The 24,219-nt window shown below is 33.0% G+C and carries 20 protein-coding genes; 14 read left to right on the forward strand and 6 right to left on the reverse strand.

The genetic code is table 11. The features are described from left to right. Positions 1 to 112 precede the first annotated feature (112 nt). The 5 genes from ACP7AT_RS04405 to ACP7AT_RS04425 form a co-directional block, all read right to left on the reverse strand. Positions 113 to 700: a glutathione peroxidase gene (locus ACP7AT_RS04405; protein ID WP_426063134.1), complete on the reverse strand. Its 588-nt coding sequence runs from the start codon at positions 698 to 700 to the stop codon at positions 113 to 115. 140 nt (positions 701 to 840) lie between these two features. After that, positions 841 to 3,054, reverse strand: a complete 2,214-nt coding sequence (locus ACP7AT_RS04410) for a TonB-dependent receptor (RefSeq protein WP_426063135.1) — start codon at positions 3,052 to 3,054, stop codon at positions 841 to 843. Positions 3,055 to 3,057: 3 nt separating this feature from the next. After that, positions 3,058 to 4,353, reverse strand: coding sequence for a tetratricopeptide repeat protein (locus ACP7AT_RS04415; RefSeq protein ID WP_426063136.1), 1,296 nt, complete (start codon positions 4,351 to 4,353; stop codon positions 3,058 to 3,060). Between the two features lie 117 nt (positions 4,354 to 4,470). Continuing rightward, positions 4,471 to 5,025 (reverse strand): DUF4331 family protein, encoded by a 555-nt coding sequence (locus ACP7AT_RS04420; RefSeq protein ID WP_426063137.1) that lies wholly within the window; start codon positions 5,023 to 5,025, stop codon positions 4,471 to 4,473. A 66-nt stretch (positions 5,026 to 5,091) separates the two neighbouring features. Next, positions 5,092 to 5,745 (reverse strand): DUF4331 family protein, encoded by a 654-nt coding sequence (locus tag ACP7AT_RS04425; protein WP_426063138.1) that lies wholly within the window; start codon positions 5,743 to 5,745, stop codon positions 5,092 to 5,094. 228 nt (positions 5,746 to 5,973) lie between these two features. On the opposite strand from ACP7AT_RS04425, the gene ACP7AT_RS04430 reads away from it, so the two are divergent. Together ACP7AT_RS04430 and ACP7AT_RS04435 are read left to right on the forward strand one after the other, a co-directional pair. Next, positions 5,974 to 6,504: an RNA polymerase sigma factor gene (locus ACP7AT_RS04430; RefSeq protein WP_426063139.1), complete on the forward strand. Its 531-nt coding sequence runs from the start codon at positions 5,974 to 5,976 to the stop codon at positions 6,502 to 6,504. After that, entirely contained in the window at positions 6,504 to 7,289 is a 786-nt protein-coding gene (locus ACP7AT_RS04435) for an anti-sigma factor (RefSeq protein ID WP_426063140.1), read from the forward strand. Before ACP7AT_RS04430 ends, ACP7AT_RS04435 begins: the two co-directional genes overlap by 1 nt. 77 nt (positions 7,290 to 7,366) lie before the next feature. On the opposite strand, the gene ccsA is transcribed toward ACP7AT_RS04435, so the two are convergent. Then, complete coding sequence (gene ccsA / locus ACP7AT_RS04440) at positions 7,367 to 10,573, reverse strand: cytochrome c biogenesis protein CcsA (protein ID WP_426063141.1); 3,207 nt, start codon at positions 10,571 to 10,573, stop codon at positions 7,367 to 7,369. Between the two features lie 199 nt (positions 10,574 to 10,772). On the opposite strand from ccsA, the gene ACP7AT_RS04445 reads away from it, so the two are divergent. The 12 genes from ACP7AT_RS04445 to ACP7AT_RS04500 all read left to right on the forward strand — a co-directional run bounded on the left by ACP7AT_RS04445 (position 10,773) and on the right by ACP7AT_RS04500 (position 23,915). Next, complete coding sequence (locus ACP7AT_RS04445) at positions 10,773 to 11,546, forward strand: Rossmann-like and DUF2520 domain-containing protein (protein WP_426063143.1); 774 nt, start codon at positions 10,773 to 10,775, stop codon at positions 11,544 to 11,546. After that, the gene (locus tag ACP7AT_RS04450; protein WP_091206293.1) at positions 11,530 to 12,057 is read left to right on the forward strand and encodes a KdsC family phosphatase; all 528 of its coding nucleotides are present in this window, start codon (positions 11,530 to 11,532) and stop codon (positions 12,055 to 12,057) included. Before ACP7AT_RS04445 ends, ACP7AT_RS04450 begins: the two co-directional genes overlap by 17 nt. A 95-nt stretch (positions 12,058 to 12,152) precedes the next feature. Then, positions 12,153 to 13,022 carry a geranylgeranylglycerol-phosphate geranylgeranyltransferase gene (locus tag ACP7AT_RS04455; protein WP_426063356.1) on the forward strand — a complete coding sequence of 290 codons (870 nt, stop codon included), beginning with the start codon at positions 12,153 to 12,155 and terminating at the stop codon, positions 13,020 to 13,022. After that, a complete protein-coding gene (locus ACP7AT_RS04460; protein WP_426063145.1) occupies positions 13,015 to 13,599 on the forward strand; it encodes a Maf-like protein in 585 nt (194 codons plus the stop codon). Before ACP7AT_RS04455 ends, ACP7AT_RS04460 begins: the two co-directional genes overlap by 8 nt. Positions 13,600 to 13,606: 7 nt before the next feature. Next, the gene (locus tag ACP7AT_RS04465) at positions 13,607 to 14,143 is read left to right on the forward strand and encodes a mechanosensitive ion channel domain-containing protein (RefSeq protein ID WP_426063146.1); all 537 of its coding nucleotides are present in this window, start codon (positions 13,607 to 13,609) and stop codon (positions 14,141 to 14,143) included. 165 nt (positions 14,144 to 14,308) lie between these two features. Further along, entirely contained in the window at positions 14,309 to 15,508 is a 1,200-nt protein-coding gene (locus tag ACP7AT_RS04470; RefSeq protein ID WP_426063147.1) for an AI-2E family transporter, read from the forward strand. A gap of 114 nt (positions 15,509 to 15,622) precedes the next feature. Beyond that, positions 15,623 to 17,443 carry a hypothetical protein gene (locus ACP7AT_RS04475; RefSeq protein WP_426063149.1) on the forward strand — a complete coding sequence of 607 codons (1,821 nt, stop codon included), beginning with the start codon at positions 15,623 to 15,625 and terminating at the stop codon, positions 17,441 to 17,443. A gap of 189 nt (positions 17,444 to 17,632) precedes the next feature. After that, on the forward strand, positions 17,633 to 17,950 hold the full coding sequence (locus ACP7AT_RS04480) for a hypothetical protein (RefSeq protein ID WP_091206277.1): 318 nt from the start codon (positions 17,633 to 17,635) through the stop codon (positions 17,948 to 17,950). Positions 17,951 to 18,124: 174 nt separating this feature from the next. After that, on the forward strand, positions 18,125 to 18,631 hold the full coding sequence (locus ACP7AT_RS04485; RefSeq protein ID WP_426063150.1) for a hypothetical protein: 507 nt from the start codon (positions 18,125 to 18,127) through the stop codon (positions 18,629 to 18,631). 183 nt (positions 18,632 to 18,814) lie between these two features. Continuing rightward, positions 18,815 to 19,378: a hypothetical protein gene (locus tag ACP7AT_RS04490; RefSeq protein ID WP_426063151.1), complete on the forward strand. Its 564-nt coding sequence runs from the start codon at positions 18,815 to 18,817 to the stop codon at positions 19,376 to 19,378. A gap of 158 nt (positions 19,379 to 19,536) precedes the next feature. Next, entirely contained in the window at positions 19,537 to 22,068 is a 2,532-nt protein-coding gene (locus ACP7AT_RS04495; protein ID WP_426063152.1) for a PIG-L family deacetylase, read from the forward strand. A 122-nt stretch (positions 22,069 to 22,190) separates the two neighbouring features. Then, positions 22,191 to 23,915 carry a sodium:solute symporter gene (locus ACP7AT_RS04500; protein WP_426063153.1) on the forward strand — a complete coding sequence of 575 codons (1,725 nt, stop codon included), beginning with the start codon at positions 22,191 to 22,193 and terminating at the stop codon, positions 23,913 to 23,915. Positions 23,916 to 24,219: the final 304 nt, after the last annotated feature.

Consider the following 24,219-nt stretch of genomic DNA (forward strand, 5'->3'; position numbering starts at 1 on the left):
TTTGAATATATTATATAGTTATTCAAATCACAAAAAAAATGAGATTCTCATTTCACTGAAAATCTCCTTTAATGTATTTACTTTCGAAAAATTATCGAATTAACTGTATTATTTATGCTTTGATCCAATTCAATACTTCTGGATCTGTTACTAATGTTTTTGGAGAAATCACTTTTTCTAATTCTCCTTTTTTGTTGATTAGGTATTTTTGAAAATTCCATTCCACACTTGAATCTTGTAATCCATTTTTAGCTTTTTGCGTTAAAAACTGATAAATTGCTGCCATATCATCCCCTTTTACAGAAACTTTGTCCATCATAGGGAAAGTCACGCCGTAATTCATTTGGCAGAAAGTGGCAATTTCTTCATTCGTTCCTGGCTCTTGTGAAGCAAAATTATTTGCAGGAAAACCAACAATTACTAATCCTTTGTCTTTGTATTCTTTATAAACTGCTTCAAGATCTTTGTACTGTGGAGTCAATCCACATTTAGAAGCAGTATTCACAATCATAATTTTTTTACCTTTCAAAGAAGCAAAGTCAAAACTGTTTCCTGATAAATCTTCTACTTTAAATTGATAAATGGTTTCTTTAGCTACTAATGGTGTGCTCATATTTGTTTCAGATTTTTGAGGTTGTGCTTGATTTTTACAACTGAACAATAATAAAGCACAGCTGGCTAGCAATAATATATTTTTCATATTTCTAATTTTTTATAAAAATAGACATTTTTTTGTCTCATTAAATTTTTTTTTTGATAAACACACGTTAAAAAAAGAAACCTGACATTAAGAAAATGCCAGGCTTCCAAACAAATAAACAACAAATCTTTATGTTATATTTAGATCGTGTACGTAATTTTTCCTTTTATAAAAAAAGGTGTTCCCGGTGTTAAGTGAATTTCTTCAACACTTTTTGTTTCATCCTGAAGTCTTGATTCAGTTGCAAATTGTGTTTCGTTCCATTCCGTATTAAAAATATTCTCAACAGCTACCCCAAAATTCAGATTCTTATATTGATAATTAACATTTACATCCGAAACAAAATAGCCTTTGGCAACAATAGAATTATCCTCATTTGCTGGACGGCTTTTTAAATAACGAGACCGAATTCCTCCAGAAAAGCCATTTATTTTTTGAAAGCTTAAACCTCCTGTTGTGGTAAAATCAGGTGCTAACGGAATGTAATCCTGACCTTTCGATTCATCAATACTTCTGGCATACGTATAATTGGCATCCGTATCAAAATACAACCAATCATTCAGTTGGTAACGCAATCCTAGCTCTGCTCCCATACGTCTTGATTGTCCACTTGGTTCAACTATTCCTGCATCACCTACGAAAACAAATTCCTGCTCTAAATACAAATGCCATAGTGTGGCATTAAGAATCAACTTTGGAAATGGTTTCCAAATAGTACCAACATCAGTTCCTATAGCCGTTGGTAAAATTTGTTTTCCACTGCTTTCAACGACAACTCGGGTGTCATTCGAATGAAATCCCACACCAGATTTTATAAAAAACTGTAAATTGTTGTTTTGCGAATAAATGAAATTCAGTTTTGGAGAAAATTTAAATTTAGATTCAGATTGAGTTTTGTAATTCGCAGTCAACTTGTCTTGATAATTGAATTTAAAATAATCCAATCGTAATGCCGGATTAATCATTAATTTTCCAAAATTAAATTCTGAATTTAAATACAAAAATAAATTAGATTCATCAATATCCCCTAACTTTAAATTTTCTAAAACCGTTCTTCTGTTTAAAGTATGCGAAAGCTCTGTATCTTTTGTGGCATCAGCACGAAAACCTCCGCCAAATTGTAACAAAACATCCACATCATTTAATTTCATTTTTTTATTCAACTCCGTATTCATTCCATAAATATTTCGGTTTTCTTTCTGCTTAATTTGGTCTCCATTAACAGGATCTTCCAGAAAGAACGTAAAATTAGAATACAGTTCAAATTGATAATTCGAATAAAAAGCATTCGCTTTCAAAAATGTATTTTCATCTATGGGTTTGCTCAAACTCACATTGAAATTCGTTCTTGAGGTAATTCCACCTTCAGTGTCATCAACAGCACCAAATCTAGAAATCGTTCCATTATCTATCAACCTTTGTGGTATTTGTCCAGAAGCATCCCATTTGCTGGAAAAGCGAGAAGCCGAGATGGAAAACTTACTGTTATCATTTAAAATAGCAGAATATTTCCCCAATAAATTAATGCGGTTAAAATTCTGGGGTGAATCAAATGGTCCATCTGTTAGTATATATTCGGTTGCAATGTAGGCACTTTGCGTTTTTTGGTTGCCAAAAAGGTTAAACAATCCAACGATTCTAGTTGTATTGAATTGTCCTACTTCTAATCCTACACTACTCTTTCCTATTTTATCTTTCGTTTGGAAGGCAACGTACCCTGCTGTAGCAAAATCCCCTTTGTTAGCATAATACGTTCCTTTTCCAAAATCTATTTTTTCTACTGTTTCCGGAATTACAAAATGTAAATCAGCATAGCCCTGACCGTGTGCATGAGAAACCATATTTACTGGCATCCCGTCTACCGAAATGGCAATATCAGTACCATGATCGATATCAAATCCTCTAAGAAATATTTGCTCTGCTTTGCCACCACCGGCATGCTGCCCAATGAATAATCCCGGTACTTTTCGCAAAATTTCCTGAGAAGAATTTACTGGAGTCGTTTGCAAATCAATTTTTGAAATGACATTCATCGCCGAAAGTTTCGGTTGGATTACAATTTCATTCAATCTAAAAATATCATCTTCCAAAATAATTATGTCTTCCGAAGAAACAATGGTGAAATTTGACTTTTTATAACCTAATGCCGTTATTTTTATAACATCACCCAAAACCGTTTTGTCTAAGCTAAACAATCCAAATTCATTTGTATGGGCATGACCTTCAGAATTTGTATTCACCAAATAAGCGTTTTCTACAGGATTCCCATCACTATCCAGCACTTTTCCTTTTTGGATTTGGCAATAAGAAGACAAACCAGAAAGGAAAATCATCATTAAAACAATATTTTTCATTTGCTATAACTGATTCACTTTTTGATCAAAATTAGGACCTAACTCATACAAACTGGAAAGCAATTCTTCTTTAATAGGTTTGGTTTTGAGCGTTAAATTATTAGACTTGTAAATCATAGCTAAATGGTATTGCACCTTTGGTTCAAATGATTTTCCAACCACATGTTTTTGTGCAATTTGTAATGCTTTTTTATGCTGACCTAAATTTAAATACGACCATGCCAACAAATCATAAGAATCAGCTGTAGGTCTATGATTGACCTCAATTTTTGCAATTTCTAATGCTTTTTTAGCCATTTGTTTGTCATCAGCGTATATCAAAACATTGTACTTGTTATACATTGCTCCATAATTATTATTGTCCATCATCGAGAAATAAGCGTTTTTGTTTTTTATTTCCGCGATTTTATTTCCATCAAATTGAGCAATTTGAGATTTTAATAAGTAAAAATCCGGCGTATTGTGAGTTGCTGCAATTGCATCAATAATTCGGTTAGCTTCCTTTGTATTTCTTTCTTTTGAAAAAACAATCCAGGCAATTCCTTTTAAAGCGTAAGAATAATTAGGATCGATCGCTAACGTCTGTAAAAAGCTATTGTACGAATCCTCAATTCTTCCCGCATGACCATAAAAATCACCTAAATTAGAATAAGACCATATTTTTAAGGTCTTATTATCATATTTTTCAGCAATATCTCTGGCTTTTTCCATAAAAGTTATAGCAGTATCCAAGTCGCCTTTATGATCATTCCACTTTGCCAGACGAATTAAATAATCAAAATCAGTCATGTCTCGAATAGCATTCAAGTTTTTGATAGCTTCAGGATAGTTTCCTAACTCCATTTGAACGTCAAAAAGTAATTTTTGGGTTTCTTTTCTTCCTTCGCCTATAGCTAAAGATTTATTAGCAAGTACAAGCGCTTCTTTAAAACGATGTTGGGAAATGTAATTTCTTGCCAAAGATCGAATGGTGGAAACTCTTGAGTAATCATATGCTTCATTCGATTTTGTTAATAATTCTTCTGATTTATACAAGTGACTGATATTCCCTGTATATTCAAAAAGAGTACTATAATTAGATGATAATTGACTTAAATAACTGATTTGGTTGGGAGCAGCATCGAATTTTTTTTGCCAAAAATCAATTTCATTTCGTGCAAAACTCAATGATTTATTATCTTTTATTGTCAAATATTTATTATAATCTTCTGTATGCGTAATTTGTTTTGATTTAGTCTCGCAACCGAATATAAATAGGATTGTGAAAACCAAAAATGGGATTATTTTTAAAGTTTTCATACTCTAAGTCTTTTGTTTGTTTGTTTGTTTGTTTGTTTGTTTGTTTGTTTGTTTGTTTAAAAAAAAAAACAGAGCGAAGATTACCATGTAAACGCTCTGTTTTTTTTTAAAATAATACTACCAAGCAGTAGCTAAGTAAGGAAAAGTTGTTCCAAATGCTTTGTCATTTGCATTTACGTTGTCTTTTGTTAGATTAGGATTAGATGCGCCAGTAGAACCTCCAAAAATCAATAACAATTCAACGTCAATTACATCATCTGCCAATGCTCTTCCTGTTAAAACATTTGTTCCATCAAAAAACGTTGTTTTAGCAGTTTTTGATACGTTTAATACGTCTGTAGACAAAAGACCCGTTAACTGAGCTGCAGTTTGTCCTAAAGCATTAGTGGTAAAGCCTGAATTTAAAGCTAATAATCTAGATTGGAAAATAGATTGATATTTAGCTCCCATTGCTGAAGGAATTGCAGCATTAAAATCATCTTTAGGCTGTCCTGAAGCAATGAATACAGTATTAATTGCTGGTCTAGCCATTTGATCTTGCTGTACAAATGTTCCTGAGAAATTAAGATTCGCCTCAGGATTACTGTTTGAATCGTCATTATCACAATTTACGGAAACAACCGCTGCTACTAATGCGATTGCTATAATTTTGAATTTATTTGTTTTATACATGATGTTTGTATTTAAGTTTTTTTGAGAAATCGCTACTATGCGATTTCATAATTTAAATTTAAAATGTTATTGTTTTTTCTTAGTTTCAGCCCAAACATTTAATTTGCTTGATGTCCCTAACATTGCTTTTGGAACTTCTACGATTAATGACATAACATTAGTTCCTGCGAAAGTATCAACACCTGAACTTTTAAATCCTGTTGCAGTCCCTGCAAGAATTGCCTTAAATTGACCTAAATCAAAGAAAAATGGATCGTCTCTTGGTCCAGCAAAAAATTTCATTCCATTTTTTTCAGCAGTTAATGCTGTAGTACCGTAAGATGTTATTGCTACACTTCCAGAAGCTGCAGCCGTTTTGATGGTACTTGTAGTTCCTGTCGTACCTGGAGCAACTGGTCCAAAGAAGTACATTTTGTCATCTCTTTTGATGGCTTGAATTACCAGATCTTCAATGTTGTCACCATTATTGTCAATATTGATTTCAATCATTACATTTTCATCGAATTTTGCCGCAGCAGTTGCACCGGGACTTAACAACCCTTGTGTGTTGACAGCAAATACTAAATTACTAGTGTTTTGACCTTGAAAAGCATAGACATCAGTAATATCAATTGCACTCCCTGATGCAGTTAATGGAGCATCAATGTGATCCGCAGCTACTAAAATTAAGCCTGAAACCGCCACTAGCGATAGACCTAAAATCATTTTTGTTTTTTTCATTTTGATAAAATTAAAAGTTTATACGATCATTTACGGGTAAGTATTCGATTTGGTTTTATAAAACATAAAAAAAAATGAATGTTTTTATCAAAATATTGATAAACAATGCCTTACAAGTTAAAAAAAAAGTATTTTTTTTAACCTAAAATTTATTTTAATGTTGGTAATCATTAAATATGTCATTTGTAAATAAGAATGTATAAGTTTGTATTCGTTAAATAATAAGATATGAGTCAAGAAGAATTATTAGTATTAATTTATAAGAAAGACGAGAGAGCTTTTACACATCTATATGATATGTATTCTAAAAGTTTATTTTCGGTTATAAATGTTCTTGTAAAAAACAGAGAAGAAGCCGAAGATGTACTTCAGGATGTATTTGTCAAAATCTGGAAAAACATTGATTCCTATCATGAAAGCAAGGGACGATTCTACACTTGGATTCTGAATATTGCCCGAAATACTTCTATCGACAAACTGCGTTCTAAAAATTTTAATAACAGTCAAAAAAACCTTTCTACTGATAATTTCGTAAATCATTTTGAAGACAGTTCTAAACTGGTTGACAAAGTGGATACTATAGGTTTGCAGGATTTTGTAAAAAGGCTGAAACCAAAATGTATTCAAATAATTGATTTACTGTTTTTTAAAGGTTATACCCAACAGGAAGCTTCGGATGAATTGGCAATTCCTTTGGGAACAGTAAAAACACAAAATAGGAATTGTATTAATGACTTACGAAATTATTTGAAAGTATAATGGAAACAAAAGAATATATAGAATCAGGAATCCTGGAACTCTATGTTTACGGTTTACTTAATGAAACCGAAAACGCAGAAGTGAGTACCATGGCAAAAAACAGTCCGGAAATACATGCGGAAATTATCGCTATTGAAAAAGCCATTATTGCTTTATCGTCAAGCTTTTCACCGTTTCATTCTGTTGCGAATTATGAAAAAATTAAAGCTAAACTAGAACTCAAACATGCTGAAATCATACAATTAGAACCTAACAAAAACAGGTCTCAATATATTGGATGGGCAGCGGCTGTGTTGTTATTAGTTGGTATTGGCTACCAATACGACCAACTGAACCAAACCTCGACACAAGTAGCTACTACTGAAATTGAGAAAGCTAAATTAGAGAAAGAATTTAATTTCTTAAAATTAAAAAATACGGCTAATGAAACGAGTTTAGCGGTTGTAAGAGACACAAAAAACACAGTTGTAGCTCTTGGAGGACAGGCAGTTGCTCCTGAATCTTCAGCGAAAGTGTACTGGAATCAAGATACTAAAGTAGTTTATATTGACGCTGCTGGTTTACCAGAACCACCTGAGGGAATGGTTTATCAGGTTTGGGCATTAAAATTAAGCCCGTTGACTCCTACCAGTATTGGATTATTAGAAGATTTTGATGCAAATGAACAAAAATTATTTGCGGTAAATAATGCTAATGAAGCTGAAGCTTTTGGAATTACACTTGAACCTAAAGGTGGAAGTTTAACTCCTACGATGGAACAATTATATACACTGGGGAAAGTATAAATAACCTATTTTTCTAATTAAAACAAAAAAGGTTCAACCACAAAGTTGAACCTTTTTTTATAGCAATCAAAAAAATATTATTTCTTATAATACTTCTTATATTTTGGATAGGAAATAGCTCCAAATAAAGTTATTACCCCTAATGAATACCATATCCAATTCAAAGAATGTGCTTCGCCACTTGCGTAAGAATGTAATCCAACTAAGTGAAAATTTACACCATAGTACGTAAACAAAATGGATATAAAAGCAAACATGCTCATCAAATTAAAAATCCATTTTCCTCGTAAAGAAGGAACAAATCGAGCATGAATTACAAAAGCATAGACCATAATACTGATTAAGGCCCAAGTTTCTTTTGGATCCCATCCCCAATAACGTCCCCAACTTTCATTAGCCCATTGTCCTCCAAGAAAGTTTCCAATAGTTAACATAATTAAACCAACTGTTAACGCTAATTCATTAATATAAGTGATTTCCTGAATATTCAAATCCATTTTGGCTTTGTTTTTTTCATTGGTAAACAAAATCAATAATAATGAAACTGCTCCTAAAATCATTCCTAGCGCAAACGGTCCATAACTTGCCACAATAACCGCCACGTGAATCATTAACCAATACGAATTCAGTACCGGTTGTAAATTTGCAATTTCCGGGTCAATCCAGTTCATGTAGGCTGCAGCCAAAATCATGGCGGTTACGAATGCTGATGAAGCTATAGTAAGTTTTGATTTTCTGTCGAAAGCCAAACCAAAAAACATCGTTGCCCAAGCTACATAAATGATAGACTCATATGCGTTGCTCCAAGGCGCATGGCCCGAAATATACCATCTTGCAATTAATCCAAAAGTGTGCAATGCAAATAACGCAATCACGACAATATGCATAAAATTAACTAAATAGTTCAGGGCTTTTCTTTCTTTAAAGATTTGTAAAATCGTAAAAAACAACATCAAAATAGACGCAAAAATATACCAGTACGGTAATTTCTTGAAAACATCATATTTGTTATACAACACCTCTGAAGTGATTTTTTCATCACTTGGTCTTACTTTGCTACCAAATCGTTTTTGGAAACCATTGATACTTTCCAGCAACTCATCGGCTGTTTTGTAATCATTAGAGTCTGAAGCGTTTGCCAAAGACCCAAAATACAAAGGCAGTACATTTTTAGTATAGGTCGCTTCCATTCCTTTAAAACCTGCTTCATTGAGTTCTAAATAAGAAACCCATTTGTTATTTTTATCATCCGGAATTGGGAAAATCTTCAATATTCTACCACTTAACGCAGATTCCATCAGATTTACTTTTTTATCTGTTTCGATAAAATCTTTTTCAAACTGATTAGGATTTGCAGCTTTAAATGCTTCTTCTAAATATTTAGAAAGCTTGTAATTTCCTTTAGCATCAAAGAAAGCCACAAAAGGAGCAAATTCTGCTTTCTTGTCGACTCCAATAATTTTTCGAATACTATCATTCCCGCTTTTGATATAAATAATTGGGATTTCAATCCAATAACTCGCGTATTGTGTCATGGACAAAAACACTTGGTCAGAATTCATTCCGTTATAAGAATCATCATGACTTACTTTTCGCAATAATTCTGATGAAAACGTATTAATCGGTTTCATTCTACCGCCACCATCTTGAATTACCAGTCTACCAAATTTAGCAGCATTCGCTTCAGGAACTTTATATTTAGTGATCAAAGCATTCAGTTCATCCTGACTGAGTACTTTTTTGGTGTGATTCGCATGAGTTGCTGGTGCAGCTTCGGCTTCCGTATGCGCATGTCCTTCGTGATCCGCGTGATTGTGTTCCTGTTCTTGTGCAAAGCTATTGAAACTGAACAGCAATATTAAAATAGTTAATAATTTAGCTTTCTTGGTTTTAACCACTTCCAGTTTGCGTTTAATATCCGCAAAACGGGAATATTTAGTAAACATAATCGCCATCATTGCAAAATAAAGCATGAAATAACCGCTGTACGTAATTGCAGTTCCCCAGAAATCGTGGTTTACGGATAATATGGTTCCCTTTTCGTCAGGATCGAAACCGGATTGAAAAAAGCGATATCCATCATGATCCAAAACATTATTCATATAAATTCTGGCATCAAAAGGTTCTTTGTCCTCAACAGTTACCTTACTTTCAAACGAAGAATAACTTTTCTCCGTTCCCGGATATTTCTGTGCGATAAAATCATTCAACTTTATCTTAAAAGGCAATACATACGCTTTACTTCCATAAAAAAAAGTATAATCAATTTTTCCAATTTTAACTGTTTTAGCTTCTCCAACTTTACCTTTGGAACCTAAAACGGTCACCGTTTGTTGTTTCCCTTCGGCCATAACTTTTACAGTAATTGCATCCTCTTGGCTTTTAGCTTTAAAATCATTATCCGATTCATAATCAACAATTCCTTTTACCGCGGGATCTGGAAATACAAATCGCATTTCGCCAATGCTATATAATGAACGCATCATTAATGGTTGCGCATTATCCTTAGTTACTTTACCCTCTAATTTATCCGCCATTCTCATAAAATTACCTTCAAAAGGTGTTTGGATTGTATAAGCAGTTCCGGTAGTATTGATGTTTATCGCACCATCTGTAAATTTATTTAAGGAAAATAATACGTTGTGAATGTTTTGTACTTCGCCATCTTTCAAGAAATGCTCGTGACGCCCGCCATCTCCAGCTTCTACAATTTTCAAAAACAAAGTACCTGTACGATCTGGTTTGATGTATTCTTTAGCTCCCATGATAAAATTTTCATATTCTACTTCAAATGGAGTATCGGCAAACTTTCCTGAAATGCTAAAATCATTATTTGTTGCCGGAGAAAGCAATACTTGTTTTTCAAAAACCCTGCGTTTCATTTCACCTTTAAATTCACCGTCTACAAAAACAGTCAGAAAGGTTTTATCTGAAAATATCTGATTTTCCGAAGCGCCTTCTCGGATGGGCATCATCCCTTCATAACTGATGTAACGCGTTACAAAAGCACCCGCAATAATAAAGATAAAAGATAAGTGAAGCAATAATGTAGCCCATTTTTCTTTCTTTAAGAGTTGATAACGCTTGATATTTCCAATGAAATTGATAACGAAAAATACGTGAATGGCTTCAAACCACCAGGCATTGTAAATTAAAATTTTTGCGGTATCGGTGTTGTATTTACTTTCGATAAAAGTTCCGGTAGCCATGGCAACGGCATAAGAAATAAATAAAAAGGCCATTAATCGTGTAGAAAACAAAAAAGAGAATATTTTTTTATCCATTTTTATGGGATTATGTTTTGTAAAAGTGTCACAAAAGTACTTAAAAATGTTGACTTTTATATTCTGACATTTGTTAATTTAAACCAAAATTAAGAATGATTTACAAACCCTGAAAAGGCTCTTTTTAGGGCTAAATTCAATTTTTCACCCGCGTAAATTTCGAACAAAACTCTTAATATTTTTTTGCTAATTTTGTCCCATGGTCAAAGTAGTAATTATTGGTTCCGGTAACGTAGCGCAACATTTGATTGCCGCTTTTCAAAATGCTAAAATTCAGGGGTCGGAAATTGAGCTGGTTCAAGTTTATTCCAGACAAACAGAAAGTGTTTCCTACCTGATCGATTTGAAACAGATTACAAATGATTTAGATACTTTGGCGGAGGCTGATTTATATATTATTTGTGTATCGGATGATGTGATTGCAGCGCTTTCTTCACAACTTCCGTTTAAAAATCGTTTGGTGGTGCATACTTCAGGGAGTGTTTCGTTGAATGTTTTGAATGAAAACAATCGTAAAGGGGTTTTTTATCCTTTGCAAACCTTTACCAAAAACAAACCTGTAGATTTCAAAATAATCCCAATTTGTTTAGAAAGTGAAAATGCTTTTGATTATCAATTATTGGATAAAGTAGCCAAATCAATTTCTGAAAAAGTTTTCGCAATAAATTCAGAACAACGAAAAGCCTTGCATGTGTCGGCGGTTTTCGTCAATAATTTCACGAATCATTTGTACCAAATAGGTCAGGAAATTTGTAAGGAACATCAGGTTCCTTTCGAAATTTTGAAGCCTTTAATCGCTGAAACCGCAAATAAAATAATGATACTTTCTCCGGAAGAAGCGCAAACTGGTCCTGCAAAACGCAATGACACTGCAACTATTGAAGCACATGAAGCTTTTTTATCACAGGCGAATCATTTGAATATTTATAAAACACTAACACAATCAATATTAGAGAATGGCAAAAAGTTATAAAGAAATAATGAACGATATCACTACTTTTATTTTTGATGTCGACGGCGTATTAACCGATAGCTCTGTTTTTGTAACCAATGAAGGAGAAATTTTGCGTACGATGAACATTCGCGATGGTTATGCGATGAAAGCTGCTGTTGAAAGCGGTTATAAGGTGTGTATTATTTCGGGCGGAAGTAATGAAGGTGTTCGGGTCAGACTTCGAAATCTTGGTATCACAGATATTTATTTGGGCACACCCGATAAAGTGGAAACCTTTGATGAATATACGGATGTTTACCAAATAAATCCAGAACATGTTTTGTACATGGGCGATGATATTCCTGATTATCATGTAATGAAATTAGTGGGATTACCAACTTGTCCTCAAGACTCAAGTCCAGAAATCAAAGCCATTTGTAGCTATATTTCACATAAAAATGGTGGAAAAGGCGCTGTGAGAGACGTAATAGAGCAAGTTATGAAAGCACAAGGAAAATGGATGGCTTATTTTGACGGGAAACACGATTAGTAGTATTTTAAATCTTAAATAATAAATTTCAAATAAAATCTGTGGTTCCATTTCTAAAACTCATCCGATACCAAAACCTGCTATTGCTCGCTTTTATGCAGCTTATTTTTAGGTATGGATTTTTTAAAACTCAAAATATTCCTCTGGCATTAGCGGATTGGCAATATGGCTTATTAGTTTTATCAACCGTTTTGATTGCTGGTGGTGGATATATCATTAATAATATTTTTGATCAAAACACGGATGCAATCAACAAACCCAATACCGTTGTTATAGGCAAAAGCATTTCGGAAACGCAAGCCTATAATTTATACATTGGACTTACTGCAACCGGCGTGGCGATTGCTTTCTATTTATCAAATGTTATAGCCAAACCGGGTTTTGCATCTATTTTTATTCTGATTGCAGCGACACTTTATTTGTATGCCACAAGTCTGAAACAAATCATGCTCATTGGTAATATTATTGTTGCATTGTTGCTTTCTTTTAGTGTAATTATCATTGGTATTTTTGATTTATATCCTGCGACAGGAATAGACAATCAGCAGCAAATGGGATTGTTTTTTTCTATATTAGTAGATTACGCTATTTTTGCTTTTATGATTAATCTGCTTCGGGAAATTGTGAAAGATATTGAAGATACAGATGGTGATTACAACCAAGGAATGAACACCTTACCCATTGCAATAGGAAAATCCAGAACTGGAAAAATAGTTTTTGGATTGAGTTTTATTCCACTTTTTTTTATTTTATTTTACATTAATAAATACTTGTTCGATTTACTATTCGTTACAGTATATCTGTTGCTTTTTGTTGTAGGTCCGCTGATTTTTTTTACTGTAAAAATGTGGTCGGCTACATCGAAAAAAGAGTTGCACATTTTGAGTATACTTTTAAAATGGATTCTGCTTTTTGGAATCCTGTCCATTGTTGTTATCAGTTTAAATATGAAATATAATGCTTAGAAATAAATTAAAAAAATACATTTTAATTCTGGCTTCGGGTTCACCGAGACGCCAACAATTTTTTAAAGATTTAGACTTAGATTTTGAAATTCGATTGAAAGAAATCGAAGAAATTTATCCTCCGGAATTAAAAGCTCATGAAATCACTAATTATTTGGCTGAACTAAAAGCCAGCGCTTATGAAGGAGAATTAAATCCAAATGAAATTCTGATTACCAGCGACACCATTGTCTGGCACAATGACAAAGCTTTGGGTAAACCAAAAGACGAACAAGATGCTTTCGAAATCTTGAAATCATTATCGAATGCTACTCATGAAGTCATCACTTCCGTTTGCTTTAAAACCAATGAAAAAATCGAAATTTTACACGAAATAACAAAAGTCACTTTCAATGAATTAAGTGAGGAATCCATTCGTTATTATTTAGAAAATTACAAACCGTATGATAAAGCGGGTTCGTATGGCATTCAGGAATGGATTGGTTTCATAGGTGTTTCAAAAATTGAAGGTTCTTATGCTAATGTGATGGGAATGCCAACGGATAAAGTGTACGAATATTTGAATAATTTAGCTTAGTTAATTTATGGAAATCTCATTAATGCACGAATACACAAGGGAATTAATTGCCACCGGAGTTTTAGGGATTTTGCTGATTATTTTGCGAATAATTTCAACAAAACTGGTGCGTCGCTACGCAAAATCAAACCAAACGCTGGAACACAGAACCAATTTAGTTATCAAATACATTCATTTATTTATCCATATACTGGTAATTGTTTCTTTAATAATAATTTGGGGAGTACAGACTAAAGATATTTTTATTGCTCTTTCTTCAATTACAACCGTTGTCGGAGTTGCCATGTTTGCTCAATGGTCTATTTTGAGTAATATTACTTCTGGTATTATTTTGTTTTTTTCTTTTCCTTTTAAAATTGGTGACGTTATAAAAATTCACGATAAAGATTTTCCAATTGAAGCCGAAATTGAAGATATTGGTGCCTTTCATGTTTTCCTGAAAACGATTGAAGGCGAAAAAATTATTTATCCAAATAATTTGCTATTGCAGAAGGGAATATCCGTTCTAAAAAATCATTTTGAAAATAAGGAATTCGTAGATTAATTTATAACTTTATGAATGCTAATGTTATTTTCAATAATAAATCTATCAATTGGGACGTGACAATTATATAACTATTGCTAAAAAATATGTAAAACTTTAATTTTTTTATTACCGCATATTTGTCAGTTGAATAATAATTAGTTTAAAATACAAAACAAAAAAGAAATGAATGACATCTTAAAATTTCCATTTTATGCTAAATTATCCTTGACTTTGTTGGGTTTAATTGCTATTATCTTTATTTTTTACATTGGTCAAGACATATTGATTCCTGTAATGATGTCGTTTTTATTTGCCATTTTGTTGTTTCCTATTGTTCAGTTTTTCAAATCAAAACTTCGTTTCCCGCATGTGCTGGCAGTAATGATTGCCGTGATATTCTTTGTTTTAATTTTCATCGGTCTTTTTGTGTTTCTATCCTTTCAAATCAGTGATTTTGCAGATGATTTTGATAAAATAGAAAGAAATATAAATATTCATCTTAGGAATATTCAGTTTTTTGTGAGAGATAATTTTCATTTAAGTTCAAGAGAACAAAAGCAGTACATGGATACTGCTACTCAAGATTCGATGGAAAAAGGGAAAGAAATTATTGGAACTACCCTAATGTCATTTACGGATACTTTAATAAATTTAACTTTAATTCCAATTTATACTTTTTTAATTCTTTTGTACAGAACTCATTTTTTACTGTTTTTATCTAAACTAGTCAAAAAAGAAAATCACGAACAGTTAAAAAGCATTTTAACAAATGTAAGAGTAGCAATCAACAGTTACATTGTAGGTTTGATTATAGAAATGATTTTAATTTCAGTAATGACAACGCTCGGATTTATGCTTATTGGTATGAAATACGCCATTTTATTGGGAATCATTACAGGAATTCTAAATCTAATTCCTTACATAGGAATTCTTTTTGCCGGTGTTTTAAGTATCGTAGCTTCATTAACCGGTTCACCTGATTTATCAATAATTGTGGGTGTAATTGTAATTACGATCGTCGTTCAGCTAATTGATAATAATTTGATTGTTCCTTTGATTGTAAGTTCTAAAGTTGAAATAAATGCATTTATATCAATTGTAGGAATCATTATTGGCGGAGCAATTGCCGGAATTTCAGGAATGTTTTTAGCACTTCCGATACTTGCTGTTCTCAAAGTGATTTTTGACCGAGTAGAATCATTGGAGCCTTGGGGTTATTTAATGGGCGATCATTTACCTAAAACCTACACTTGGCGTAAAATTAAATTACCGTTGTTTGATTCTGAAGCACCATCGGAAAAGATGATAATCAAAGCTGATGTTGTTGTTCCGGTTTTTACCGAAACGACTACTGAAAATGCCTCCAATCAAACTGATAGATAAATGTGTAACCATTAACCAAATCACTTTATAATGCTGAATATCTTTAAATCTTTACGCAATCATTAAGACGTTTTCTTGAGATTTTCTTACTCTTTTACAGTAGATTCTTTGACAATGTATAAAAAAATAAAACTGGTATTGTTTCTTGTGTTCATTTGTTGTTCTCATATTTCTTATGGGCAAGAAATAGAGCCTGGAAAAGATTCAACCAAAGTTTATTCTACTATTAAAAACTATTCCAAAAAGAATAAGTTTACCCGATTGATACATAAATTATTTTTTAAATCGTCATTGATAAAATACGAAATAACAAAAGAAGTCCAAAAAAATTACAGCGGTTTTGAAGGCAAAATTATAAGAAACATTACTATTCTTACACTCGATCCTTTTGGGTATTCTGAAATTGACACTTTAAAAAAGCCTAAAAATTGGGCGGAAAGAAATGGGAATAAAATCCATATTAAAACCAATCCACTTACAATAAGAAATTTATTGCTAATCAAAAAAAATAAACCGTTTAATTCTTTATTAGTGAAAGAATCGGAGCGTTTGATACGAGCGCAAAGATTTATAAATCGGGTTGATATTGTACCTAAATTAATTACAAATAGCCCTGATTCTGTAGATATTGCTATCCGAGTTTTAGATTCTTGGAGTTTGGTTCCACGAGGATCGCTTTCAAGTTCAAGAATTAGTTTTGGATTGAACGACCGTAATTTTTTAGGTTTAGGACATCAATTTGAAAATAAAATAAGAAATAGATTCAGTGACGGAAAAAGTGCCTACGCAGTTGCTTACACTATTCCTAATATAAAAAATACCTTTATAAATACCAAAGTCACTTACCAAATTGATTTAGACGGTTATTATGGAAAAAGCATCGCTGTTGATCGCCCTTTTTATTCTCCTTTGACAAAATGGGCTGGTGGAGTTTATGTCGATCAGCAATTCAGAAAAGACACCTTACCCGACACCAATTTAGTTTTTGCCTATCAGAATTTCAAATTCAATACACACGATTTTTGGCTTGGACGCGCTTTTAGAATTTTCAAGGGTAATACTGAAAGTGAAAGAACGACAAATCTTGTTGCAACAGGAAGGTTTTTGCATATTAAATACCAAGAAAGTCCCGTTTTTGAATATGATCGCGATGATTTTTATTCGAATGAAAAACTCGCTTTAGTTGGAATTGGTATTTCGTCACGTAAATTTATAAGAGACCGCTTTATTTTCAAAAACGGAATTATTGAGGATGTTCCCATTGGAAGAAATTACGGAATTACAACCGGTTACCAATATAAAAACAGTTCTGGACGATATTATTTGGGTGGTCGCGCCTCCTTCGGGAATTTTTACAAATATGGTTTTTTAAGTGTTAATTTGGAAGTGGGAACTTTTTTTGAAAAAGCCACTACCAAACAGACGGCTTTTTCTTTTCAGGCTAATTATTTCACCAATCTGTTAACTCTTGGAAAATGGAAATTACGACAGTTTGTTAAACCACAATTAGTTATTGGATCAAACCGCATGGATGCAATTGGAGATCAACTTTCAATTAATGAGAATTATGGTCTCGATGGTTTCACTATGGCAGAATATGGGACCAAAAAAGCTTTAATGACTTTGCAAACCCAAGCCTACGCTCCATGGGATTTTTGGGGATTTCGTTTGAATCCTTTTTTTAATTATTCAATTGCTTTACTTGGGAATTCAAAAAAAAGCTTGACGGAAAGCAAAGCGTATTCTAAAATTGGGATTGGGTTCATCATAAACAATGATTATTTAGTCTTTAGTTCTTTCCAAGTTTCCCTTTCCTATTATCCTACCATTCCCGGAAATGGCGAACACATTTTCAAATCGAATGCATTTGAGACAACAGATTTTGGCTTTCAGGATTTTGAATTAGCAAAACCAAGAACTGTAATTTACAAGTAAAAAAACTAAATCAGCAGTACAATTACAAGCAATCAAAATCTTAAAAATGCTAATTTTAAAAAAAATACAAATTACACCTCAATGAAGTTTACGTAAATTATATAATTAATTACGTTAATAGTGTAAGTTTTTGTAGCGTATTATTTTTTACTTTTATCAAATATAAATTTTTAATTAAAACCAAAAGAAATGAAAAAAGTTACCTTTTATTTAATGATGATGGTATTGTCATTGAGTATTGTTCCTACGCAAATGTTGGCTGCTGAAAAAACTCCAACTTCGGTTTCAAGTACCCCAAAAGAAGTTCCTGCTGAAGTTAAAGTATTGCTTAATCGTCTAAACGAAATAAAAGCAATGGACAAGTCTGAATTGACTTCAACAGAGAAAAAAGAATTACGTAAAGAAGTTCGTGCTATCAAAGCAGAATTAAAATCTACAGGAAATGGTGTTTATTTATCTGTTGGAGCTATTATTATCGTTATTCTTTTATTGATTCTTTTGTTATAAGCCAATAAAAATTAAAAATAAAAATCAGGAAACGGTCAATCGTTTCCTTTTTTTATACAATCTACATTCAATACAAACCCTATTATTTAAGCTTGGCACAGTTCTTGGCTTTGATAAAGAAAATCGTGACTTAAATAGTACTTATAAAAAGATTATTAATTAAAATTAAAAAAGATGAAGACATTAAAATTAATCGCCGTAGCTATAATCCTTTTGGCATCAACCAATATGATGCAGGCACAAGTTTCAGTAAATGTAAATTTAGGAAGTCCTCCATCATGGGGTCCTGCAGGATACTCCGCAGTAGATTATTATTATTTGCCAGATGTTCAGTCTTATTATGATATAAAAGCCAGGCAATTTATTTATTTAGGTGATGGACGATGGATACGTTCCAGAAATTTACCTACCCAATACAGAAACTATGATTTATACAATGGCTATAAAGTAGTATTGAATGATTATCATGGTTCAAAACCATATAGTAACTTTAAGAATCATAAAGTTAAATATTTCAAAGGGTATAAAGGTAGTCCACAAAAAACAATAGGCACCAAAAAAGTTGTGGTTCGTAAAGCTTCATATAACCATGGAAACAACGCAAATGATGATTACAACAAAGGAAAAGGAAATAATGGTCATGGAAAAGGAAATAAAGGACATGGTAACGACAAGCATTAATACCGGAATATCCTGTCAAAAAAAAAGAACCTCCAAGCGAGGTTCTTTTTTTTTGGGGAAAATAATATACTAATGAAATCTTAAAAAAAAGTTAATTATTTCACGTTGGCACAGTTGTTGGAAAACGATAAACAGAAAATAAAAAGAGTTCCAATAAACAATTACAAAAAAATTTAAAAAAAGATGAGAACACTAAAATTAATTGCCGTAGGAATTATCCTTTTTGCCTCCAGTACAATACAAGCGCAAGTTTCAGTAAATGTAAATATAGGAACCGCTCCATCTTGGGGTCCAGTAGGATATTCGAACGTAGACTACTATTACTTACCTGATGTTGAATCCTACTATGATATTAGAGCCACACAATTTATTTATTTTGGTGGTGGAAGGTGGATTCGTTCCAGACAGTTGCCTAGTCAATACAGAAACTATGATTTATATAATGGATACAAAGTAGTATTAAATGATTACCATGGTTCTAGACCTTACAACAACTTTAGAAACCATAAAACCAAATATTATAGAGGATACCATCCTAGAGAACAAAGAAATATAGGATATAACAATGACCGCAGAGTGTATGTGAATAACAGACAATATGATAACCGTAAACAATACGACAACCGCATACGTTACAGCAGTCATCGAGAAAATGATAATCATAGAGAAAATGATGATCATAAAGAAAATAAAAATTATAGACATGGACGTGGGAATAAACATGGACATGGAGAAGATAGAGATTAAGCCTTAAAATACCATCAAAAAAAAAGAGAGAAAACTACAATTAGTTTTCTCTCTTTTTTGTTCAATCGAACTATTATTCTTTAAAGAAAACTAAAAAAATTTCAGAAAAAAATATTTAATTCCTACATTTGAAGCTATTGCAAATTAAATTTAAAAGAATGCAAAAAAAACTCAGCCTAATCATTGTAACAATTCTGGTTTGTTTTCAAATTACAACTGCGCAACGACCACAAAAATTAAATTCCGTTGAAATTTATCATCAAATTGAAAAGCTTAATTTTCTTGGATCAGTACTGTACATCGCAGCGCACCCAGATGATGAAAATACCCGACTAATTTCTTATTTATCCAATGAACAAAAAGCAAGAACAGGATATTTATCGTTGACACGTGGTGATGGCGGCCAAAACTTAATAGGAACGCAACTACGGGAATTATTGGGGGTAGTACGAACACAAGAACTTATTGAAGCCCGAAAAATTGATGGTGGAGAACAATTTTTTTCCCGTGCCAATGATTTTGGGTTTTCTAAAAATCCAACAGAAACCTTAGAAATTTGGGATAAAGAGAAAGTATTGGCTGACGTTGTTTGGGCCATAAGGAAATTTCAGCCCGACGTAATTGTCAACCGGTTTGATCATCGATCTCCAGGGACTACACACGGTCATCACACTTCATCGGCAATGTTGAGTGTAGAAAGTTTTGAACTGGCCAATAATCCAGCCATTTTTCCGGAACAATTGCAATTTGTAAAACCTTGGCAAACCAAGCGTCAGTTTTTCAATACCTCTTGGTGGTTTTATGGTACTCTCGAAAAATTTAATGCCGCTGATAAAAAGAACCTAATTGCAATAGAAACTGGCGTATATTATGCCGGTTTAGGGAAATCAAATCAAGAAATAGCAGCATTAAGTAGAAGCCGTCATCAATCGCAAGGTTTTGGCAGCACTGGTGCACGTGGCGAAGAAACAGAATATTTAGAGTTTATAAATGGAAGTGCTTTAACAGACAAAAAATCATTATTTGAAGGAATCGATACCTCTTGGAACCGCGTAAAAGGAGGAAAAGCAATCGGAGAATTGTTGACAATCATCAAAGCTGAATTCGATCATAATAATCCTGCGGCAAGTATTCCCAATTTGGCGAAAGCCTACACTATGATGAAAGCTTTAGATGAAAATCATTGGGCACCATTAAAATCTTCATCCGTAAAAGAAATTATAGCAGCCTGTTCGGGTTTGTATCTTGAAGCCGTAGCTCAAAATCAGGAAGCGACTCCCGGAAGCACGATTAAACTGAAGCTCGAAGCCATTAATAGAAGCTCCGTTCCTATTCAATTAATGAGTGTGACCGCTCTGCCAAATCAAATTAATACGCCTCAAAATCGGGATTTAAAAAATAATATTCTAAACAATATAAACCTGGATGTTAAATTACCCGAATCAATTAATTACACACAACCGTATTGGCTGACAGCAAAAGGAACCGAGGGAATGTATGCCGTAAATCAGCAACAAAATATAGGAATTCCAGATATTATTAGGGAAACTAAAGTAATATTTAACGTTCAAATCAACGGAATTGAAATCCCGATTGAACGAACTGTTGTTTATAAATACAATGATGATGTAAAAGGCGAGGTGTATAATTATCTGGATATTGTACCTGAAGTTACCACTTCAATAATTGACAAAGTACTGATTTTTAAAGACACCAAGATTAAATACGTAGGCGTAAAAATTAAAGCAGGGAAAGATGAAGTAAAAGGAAATCTCCAACTGGAACTGCCTGAAAACTGGAATGTTTCTCCAAAATCAATTCCATTCAATATCCAAAAAAAGGGAACCGAGCAAATTGTCTATTTTGAAGTAATTGCACCAAACAAATCCGAAGAGGCAACAGCAAAAAGTGTTGCAATTATTGATAATAAACGATTTGACAAAGAGCAAATCATCATTAATTACGATCACATCACTAAACAGCAAGTTTTAAAATCGGCTGAAGCCAAATGCATTAAAACGGATTTAAAAACAAATGGTGAAAAAATCGCATACATTATGGGTGCCGGAGATGAAATTCCAGATAGCCTGACTCAACTAGGCTACACTGTTACCCTGCTAAAACCCGAAGAAATAACACCTGAAAAATTAGAAAATTTTGATGTCGTCATAACTGGTGTTCGTGCTTACAACACCGTTGCGGCATTGGCAAATAAGCAAAACATTCTTTTTGATTTTGTAAAAGGTGGAAAAACAATGCTTGTTCAATACAATACTGCCGGTGATCTTGTAACCGATAATATTGCACCTTATCCGTTGAAACTGTCCCGCGACAGAGTAACGGAGGAAGATGCCGAAGTCCGATTTTTGGCAGCAAACCATCCGGTTTTGAATTTCCCAAATAAGATTACCGCTAAAGATTTTCAAGAATGGAAACAAGAGCAAGGTTTGTATTATCCAAATGAATACGACAAAGCCTTCACTCCTATTCTATCTTCAAATGATAAAGGAGAAACACCAAAAAATGGTGCTTTACTGATAGCTCAATACGGAAAAGGCCATTACATTTATACAGGTTTAAGCTTTTTTAGAGAATTACCTGAAGGCGTTGCCGGTGCCTATAAATTAATTTCAAATATCATCTCGTTGAAATCATCCAAAACTATTCCTGCGAAAAATATAAAGCACTAACGCTACCAAAAATGGAAACAAAAAAAATAAAAACCTGGAAAAAGAACTACACATGGGTGCTTGTGGCTAATGCTATTTACATCTTGATCTTTTGTCTCATCATGAAATTATACTCTTAAATTATGCAATTATTTGATTGGATTATACTCGTAGTTACTTTACTGTTCATAGTAATTTACGGTGCTTGGAAAACCAAAGGAAGTAAAAATGTAGAAGACTTTATTCTGGGAAATAATGAAACACCGTGGCATGTTGTGGGACTTTCCGTGATGGCGACCCAAGCTAGTGCAATTACGTTTCTTTCCACTCCGGGACAAGCATATCATGACGGAATGGGATTTGTACAATTCTACTTTGGATTGCCTATTGCCATGGTGGTAATTTGTGTCACCTTTATTCCTCTGTATCACAAATACAAAGTTTACACGGCTTACGAATACCTTGAAAAAAGATTTGATTTAAAAACCCGTTCTCTTGCAGCAATTCTTTTTCTGTTCCAAAGAGGTTTAGGAACTGGATTGACGATTTATGCGCCAGCGATTATTTTATCGGCACTATTGGGTTGGAATCTTACTTACATGAATATTATAATTGGTGTATTGGTAATCATTTATACTTTTTCGGGCGGCACAAAAGCGGTGAATGTAACTCAAAAACAGCAAATGTTTGTAATTATGTCCGGAATGTTCATCACATTCTTTCTGATATTGCATTATTTACCAAATGATATGACATTTACCAGTGCTTTGCATATTGCCGGCGCGAATGATAAAATGAACATTGTCAATTTCTCTTTTGACCCGGAAGAAAAATATACTTTTTGGAGCGGAATTACAGGCGGTTTTTTCCTTGCGCTGGCTTATTTTGGAACGGATCAATCTCAGGTAGGACGTTATTTATCCGGAAGATCTGTTCGGGAAAGTCAAATGGGCCTGATTATGAACGGACTCTTAAAAGTACCGATGCAGTTCTTTATTTTACTTACTGGAGTAATGGTTTTTGTTTTTTTTCAATTCAATCCTGTACCGTTAAATTTTAATCCAAACAACAAAGCAATGATTGAAAAATCGGCTTTCAAAGGCGAATACAATGCTTTGGAGAAAAAACTAGACGATTTATCGGAGGATAAAAAAGTGATTAATCTTTTGTACATCGATCAACTCAATCAAGATTATGATAATCCAATCCTTCGAAAAGAATTAGTGGCTTTGTCCAATAAAGAAAAAGATTTAAGAGATCGAGCTAAAGAAATAATTATAAAAGCTGATAGCAATAGTGAAACGAATGACAAAGATTATGTGTTTTTTCACTTTATTCTTAACTATTTACCCAAAGGACTTATAGGATTATTGCTGGCTGTTATCATTTCAGCAGCAATGTCATCAACCGCTTCCGGACTGAATGCATTAGCATCCACTACTGCAATTGATATTTATAAACGAAATGTCAAAGAGGAAAAATCAGAAAGGCATTACCTTTACGCTACCAAATTCTTTACCTTATTATGGGGAATTATTGCGATACTTTTTGCCTGCATCGGGACGCTGTTTGAAAATTTAATCCAATTGGTAAACATCATTGGATCTATATTTTACGGAACCGTATTGGGAATTTTTCTGGTTGGTTTTTACGTACACAAAGTTCAATCTAAAGCTATATTTTACAGTGCTGTTGTCAGTCAACTTACTATTTTTATCATTTACTATTACGCGATTTACATCTTTCCAAGCGGTGAGGAAAAATTGGGTTATTTATGGCTTAATTTCATCGGAGCAATGTTAACGATAGTAATTTCGTTGCTATTACAATGGACGATTTTCAGAAAACAGAAAGGGATCACTGCTTAAATAAAAGTACTGTAGCTCTTTAATTTCTGAACTAAATGATTGTGTTTTAGTTTCGTAAATCTATTAACTTAAAATTTGCAAATCATATTGATAGTATCCTTTTATTTTCAAAAATACTGGAATATTTATTAGTAATATTGTCATTCCGATGAAGACGGAATCACACAATCTGAATAACGTAAGGAGATTTCCATTTCCTCAAAATGACAAACTGCAAGGTTGTTTATCAAGGTTATTACAAAAATAAAATGGTATTAGGCGCTACATTTAAAATGATAATGCCTGATTTTTCAAACAAAAAAAA

The organism is Flavobacterium sp. DSP2-3-1 (assembly GCF_049896865.1).
GTDB lineage: Bacteria > Bacteroidota > Bacteroidia > Flavobacteriales > Flavobacteriaceae > Flavobacterium.